This is a genomic window from Hydrogeniiclostridium mannosilyticum, from assembly GCF_003268275.1.
Taxonomy (GTDB): domain Bacteria; phylum Bacillota; class Clostridia; order Oscillospirales; family Acutalibacteraceae; genus Hydrogeniiclostridium; species Hydrogeniiclostridium mannosilyticum.
The window spans coordinates 1-3,409 of sequence record NZ_QLYR01000022.1 but is presented as its reverse complement, the minus strand read 5'-3'; the positions used below and the strand labels follow the sequence as shown (position 1 = coordinate 3,409).

General features: G+C 46.8%; 6 protein-coding genes. 1 reads left to right on the top strand and 5 read right to left on the bottom strand.

The genetic code is table 11. From position 1 onward, the window contains the following. Window positions 1-19 precede the first annotated feature (19 nt). Window positions 20-430, bottom strand: coding sequence for a DNA N-6-adenine-methyltransferase (locus tag DPQ25_RS14155; RefSeq protein ID WP_177577142.1), 411 nt, complete (start codon window positions 428-430; stop codon window positions 20-22). 423 nt (window positions 431-853) lie between these two features. Here DPQ25_RS14155 and DPQ25_RS14805 point away from each other — a divergent pair, with 423 nt between their 5' ends. Further along, on the top strand, window positions 854-1,234 hold the full coding sequence (locus tag DPQ25_RS14805) for a hypothetical protein (protein ID WP_177577140.1): 381 nt from the start codon (window positions 854-856) through the stop codon (window positions 1,232-1,234). A 181-nt stretch (window positions 1,235-1,415) separates the two neighbouring features. Here DPQ25_RS14805 and DPQ25_RS14140 read toward each other — a convergent pair whose 3' ends face one another. The 4 genes from DPQ25_RS14140 to DPQ25_RS14945 all read right to left on the bottom strand — a co-directional run. After that, entirely contained in the window at window positions 1,416-1,736 is a 321-nt protein-coding gene (locus DPQ25_RS14140; protein ID WP_112333818.1) for a DUF1064 domain-containing protein, read from the bottom strand. A gap of 1 nt (window position 1,737) precedes the next feature. Further along, window positions 1,738-2,568 (bottom strand): hypothetical protein, encoded by an 831-nt coding sequence (locus tag DPQ25_RS14135; RefSeq protein WP_112333817.1) that lies wholly within the window; start codon window positions 2,566-2,568, stop codon window positions 1,738-1,740. A gap of 79 nt (window positions 2,569-2,647) precedes the next feature. After that, on the bottom strand, window positions 2,648-3,202 hold the full coding sequence (locus DPQ25_RS14130) for a hypothetical protein (protein WP_112333816.1): 555 nt from the start codon (window positions 3,200-3,202) through the stop codon (window positions 2,648-2,650). Window positions 3,203-3,217: 15 nt separating this feature from the next. Continuing rightward, the coding region (locus tag DPQ25_RS14945) for a hypothetical protein (RefSeq protein WP_407928174.1) at window positions 3,218-3,409 on the bottom strand (192 nt) is incomplete at its 5' end.

The following is a 3,409-nucleotide window of genomic DNA, read 5'->3' as shown; positions in this document are numbered from 1 at the left end:
TCTCATCACTCTTCCTCCTTCACCGGCCCCCGTTGTAGATAACCACCATCGAGGGAAAAGGGGCGGCGTTTACGGCGTTGCCGTCATCGTCCGTAAAATGCAAACGCCCTCGCACAAACCTGATTTCCGCCTTCCCATAAATGTAATCGTGAAAATAATTCGTGTCCGTCCGCGCTGGAATGAGCAGCACGATTGGAAAACCCCCGCGGGCCTCTATAAACGCCTTTTTCACCCATTTCCCAATCTCGCGCCCATAAGGCGGATTGCAGAATACCGCGCCGCCGCGGTCCCAGCTTTGTGAAAGTCCGTCCGTCTCCGGCGTATAGTATAAGGGGCATTTCGCTGTCTTATCGGTAGCCGCGGGGTCCAGAACAAATTGAAATTCTTGGTTCAACTTATCAAAAAAATCCTGCGGCGTACACCAACACATATTTTTAGACGACAGAAGCGCCTTGTTCAATTTCTATGGCCTCGCTTTCCCTGAAAAATTGCTTGCGGCGCCATTCGCCGGCCTTCGCCCCTGCTGCACCCTTCCCAATCCTCGAATGCGGTTTTAAAGCCTGAGAACTCTCCCGTGACCGTTCTTTCAGCCTTTGCCATTGGACATTCGGATGTGTCTTTTTTTCTGCATTCCGAGCAGGTGAGTTTGTCTTTCATGTTGCTGCCTCCTGTATAGATGAATTTTTTCGATATGTATTTTTAGACTTTTTCCGCTAATAAATTATCTGTAAAGCATACTGGGTACACTCTTTGAGCAATCGCAATATAAATACTGTACCCAGTATTATATTTTGCTGTTTTCATACTGTACCCACCATGATAAATGTGATATAATATCTTAGGAGGTGAGTATATGGGAAAAACGTCCAGTGTTGTCAAAGACCGCTACAATTCAAAAGCCTATGATGAAATAAAAATCAGAGTGCGTAAAGGCCAAAAAGAAGTGATACAATCCCATGCAAAAAATTATGGGGAGAGTTTGAACAGGTTCATTGACCGTGCTATCTGTGAGCGTATGGGGGAGCGTGTGCAACTCTCCGAGGATTCCTCGGTTAGTCCGCAAAGCAGTTTAATGGTTTCTTTACCCACAAACACCCTTAAAACGGCTCAAGAGGCCGCAGAGGCACAAGGAGAGGGGACGGTTCAGTTTATTGAGCGGGCTATCTCTATGCAAATAGAGCGAGACAAAGTTCAACGAATCATCAACAAGCAAAGCAAAAAGGGCGGGGAATAAACCCGTCTTTTTTGTTTCCTTTGCGGCTAAAAATGGCCACTAAAATAAAATTGACAAAACACACCCAAATTTAAAACAAAAAATCAAAATAGTATAATTTCATTACTTAGCCATAAAAATTGAAAAATGGGCCGATAAAATCAAAACCACGCATACTTCGTTGGACTTTCAGAATTGCCGTTTACTTAACCACCCTCAATTCAAAGCCTGGATAAAGCGCTTCCCAGTCCTTTTTCTTGATCTTGAATTCCTTTGTCTCCACGCCCTTGACGTCCTCCACCCATACCAGCCCGGAAGAATCGCACACCATGAAATCCGGCCTGTACCGGGTGTTTCCCAACAAGAGGAAGGACGGCTGCCGGGTAAACCAAAGAATCCGCCCCGCTGCTCTCAGCGCTTTCAGCTGTACGTACCGCGCCGCCTCCGCCTTGCTGTCAAAGTGTATTCCGTCAACCTCAACCGGCGTGTTGTGATACTTCGCCGGCTTAACATGCAGTTTCATGTTACGGCCTCCAGTCCAAATCATCGAACGCCCCCGATTTCTCGAACGCCTCGATGTTGTAGGTCGTTTGAGCCTTTGCCTTGTTCTGCGGCTCAAGCTCATCCTCCCAGCCCTGGGCATTGAGCCATGTGGCCGGGTAGGGGATAAACCGCCCGTTCTCCCGGTTCCACTGCTCGCTCTTTTTCGCCCGCTCAATCGCTGCCATGATTTTCTCACGCAGCTCCTTGCCCGGCCTGAGCTTGTTCCAAGCCTTCAGGGCGCTGCCCTTGCTCGCCTTCTTGGGGAAGGCTTTCCAGAATTCCTCAAATCCCTGGACAGGCGTCTTGGGTCGGATAGCGGCCTCCGCCGCTCCTCCTGCCGTTTCAACAGTTAGGTCCTCGGCCTGTCCTTCCCCCTGGGGGGATTTAGGGGGGAGTATATTCTTCTCTTTCTCTATATTCTTATCATTCTTCCTTTGTTGTTGGTCGTTTGTTAGGGCTTTGTTAGGACTTTGTTGGCTGTTTGTTGGTTGGCTTGTTAGCTGCTGAAACAAATTGTAATTAACCACAGTAAAAATGCTATGTCCGCCCTGTGATCGGCATGTTACTTCGCCTGTTGATTTTAGATGATCTATTGAAGTTCTTATATTTTGAACCGACAGCCTCAATTCACCGGCAATTTTTGAAAAGCTTGCTAGCCTTTGCCCCCGGTCTATGGTAATCCCGTGCCATTTCTGAGGCTCATGGTTCACTGTAAGCAGCAGATGAACAAAGACCCGGAACGTGTTGGCGTCGTCATACCATTCCCATCTCAGCAAAGAGCGGTATAGCTTTATGTACCCTTGCTCAAGCATTCTCCCACCGCCTCATAGCTTTGTTTGGGCGGGATTGAACGGAACTGATAAGATGATGTTCAAGTGCAGCCAACTCCTTTCACCTTAAAAGAGTAGGAAGAACCAAACGAAAATCTTCGGGATTTTTGCGGCTCCGGATAATAACCGGGCTGCAAGGATCGTAAATCTCTAAAACGACAGGATTGCTTGAAGATGAACGGAAACCCTTTAATGCGTCCGCAAGATAGTCTGGATTAAATCCGATTGTCTCCACTGGTTCCTTTTTAGGAATGACTTTTTCAAAATCAATAAAGTCATCTATTCCCTTCCCAAGTCGCTCAATGAATTTCTGTTCCCCAAAATTAAATGCAATTTCTTTTTCACCAAGTGTGCACTCGATAAAAGAGGAGTACATCGCGGGAATTGCAAACGGCTTTAGCAGGAAGGAAAACGGCTGGTTTCCCTTAAGCACCGTGATCGGCACAGACACACAATGCACCCTATACCCATCCACCGACACCGCCTGTAGCATACCGTCGTTTCCAGTAAATTTTATGTATTGATGTGCTTCTTTCCTGCAAGCGTAGCCAAGTGATCTTTTAGTAATGTTGAAAATATATCTTAAGTCTGCTTTTGCTAAACGAAATTTAACCACTTCAATCCCTCCTGCTTAGTTAAAAGGCAAGTCGTCATCTGTGGGAACAGGAATCTCTTCAAAACGATCATTTTCAGTAACCGGTGCAGATTTCTTAGATTCCCCTAAGGGCTTATCTTTTGGTATTTCAAATTCTCCTCTCTCGATATAGCCGACGCTTACAAACCGGTATGGCCTTACCTTCCACCCGTGACGCCCTTCGTATTC

Bases quoted from the DNA above. Each gene is read 5' to 3' on its own strand.
- DPQ25_RS14155 (WP_177577142.1), bottom strand. From the start codon at position 430: ATGTGTTGGTGTACGCCGCAGGATTTTTTTGATAAGTTGAACCAAGAA.
- DPQ25_RS14140 (WP_112333818.1), bottom strand. From the start codon at position 1,736: ATGAAACTGCATGTTAAGCCGGCGAAGTATCACAACACGCCGGTTGAG.
- DPQ25_RS14805 (WP_177577140.1), top strand. From the start codon at position 854: ATGGGAAAAACGTCCAGTGTTGTCAAAGACCGCTACAATTCAAAAGCC.
- DPQ25_RS14135 (WP_112333817.1), bottom strand. From the start codon at position 2,568: ATGCTTGAGCAAGGGTACATAAAGCTATACCGCTCTTTGCTGAGATGG.